The following is a 1,715-nucleotide window of genomic DNA, read 5'->3' on the forward strand; positions in this document are numbered from 1 at the left end:
AGCTCTTCGCCGTCCTGCGCCTCAAGACCCGCCCCGGCGGATCGCCACTGGAACACCTCGCCGCCGCCCGGCTCGACGCGGACTACCGCGCCCGGCGAAGCGTCTCCACGGCTTTCACCGACCAGCCCCTCAACGTCACCCTGCACGGCAACCTGGGCGGCTCGCTCCCCAAGCTTCTGCGCAACGTGGACTGCCACTCCATGTTCCACAGCATCGAGTCGCGCCAGCCCTTCATGGACTACCGGCTCATCCTCTTCCTCAACGCCCTGCCCGCCACCTACAAGATCCACGGCGGCTGGACCAAGTTCCTGGCCCGCAAGGCCTTCCAGGGGCGGCTGCCCGACGAGGTGGTCTGGCGCAGGGACAAGATGGGATGGCCCCAGCCCCTCAGGCGCTGGCTGGCCCCCCTCCAGGCCGGACCCATGCGCCCCCCCGTGCTCCAGAGCCCCTACCTCAAGGACCTCCTGGGCGACGCACTGGACAACGCCCTGCTGGACGCCCTCATGCCCAGCTACCGGCTCTCCGCCAGACTCTACAACCTGGCCCGGCACCACGCCCTCTTCCACGAGCTGGCCCCCGCAGCCCTGGCCCAAGGCCGGGACCCCAGGGCCGCCATCGCCTCCGGAGACGCACCATGACCGCACCCCAGACCATCCGCGTGGACCTGCCCTCCTTCCTCGTCGAAACCGGCATGCCCGGTCCGGCCCCCTGCGAGCCCTGGGCGCTCCTGGGGGGGAACCCCGTGTTCCTGCGCCACGAGAGCTTCCATCCCGCGCCCTTTCTGGCCGAACGGGACGGCGTGAAGCTCTGCATCCTGGGCTCCCCCCTGCTGGGCGACGCCATCGACGTGCAAGGCGTGGCCAAGCGACTGCCCCAGGGTCTGGACGACCCGGCCTTCCTGCGCTCCCTGGACGGCGAATTCCTCCTCCTGGCCGCCGACGAGAAGCGCGGCACGCTCACCGCCGTCTCCAGCCGCTTCTGCTCGCCGCCGCTTTTCTACCACCACGACGGCTCCCGCTTCGCCGCCTCCTTCGCCTTCGACGACCTCTGGCGACGCCTGGGCTCGCTTGGGCTGGCCCGCGTGCGCCAGGACACCCTGCACCACCTGCTGGCCTACAAGCGCGTCTTCGGGGAGGGAACCCACGAGGCCGCGACGCGCATCATCCCCCCGGCCGCCGTGCTGCGCTTCGACGGCCAGCGCGTCGCCGTGGAGCGCTACTACCGGCCGGACTACACCCGCAAGACCCAGGCCCCCCTGCACCACTGCGCGGGCCAGCTGGCGGAGCTCATCAAGGCCGCCATCCGCCGCAAGACCAGCGACGGCGCGCGCCCGGCCCTCTTCCTGTCCGGCGGCATGGACACCCGCACCATGCTGGCCGCCTTCGCGGACATGGGCCGCCCGCCCGCCTGCTTCACCATCAACCAGTTCCCCAACCGCGAGGTCCAGGTGGCCCGCAAGCTCGCCGAAACCGTCGGCGCGCCCCACACCTTCCTTCCCTTCTTCCCGGACCACTACCGCTCGGTGTTCGACAAGGCCCTGCGCCTCACCGGGGCGCTCCAGCACCCCATGTGCATGTTCCTGGGCTTCGCGGACCAGGTTTCGCCCCACGCCGACGTGGCCTTCCACGGCCACGGCTTCGACTACTTCTTCCAGGGCATGTACCTGCCCTCCGTCTTCCCCCTGAAGCCCCGGGGGCACACCCTCTACTACCGCG

At 70.7% G+C, this 1,715-nt stretch carries 2 protein-coding genes; both read left to right on the forward strand.

Features of this window, described 5'->3' with window-relative positions; translation table 11 throughout:
• The coding region (locus tag ACV4UX_RS19290) for an asparagine synthase-related protein (RefSeq protein WP_491594898.1) at nt 1-638 on the forward strand (638 nt) is incomplete at its 5' end.
• Nucleotides 635-1,715: asparagine synthase-related protein (locus tag ACV4UX_RS19295; protein ID WP_491594899.1), on the forward strand; the 1,081-nt coding region annotated here is incomplete at its 3' end. The genes ACV4UX_RS19290 and ACV4UX_RS19295, both read left to right, overlap by 4 nt.

The organism is Fundidesulfovibrio sp. (assembly GCF_058402725.1).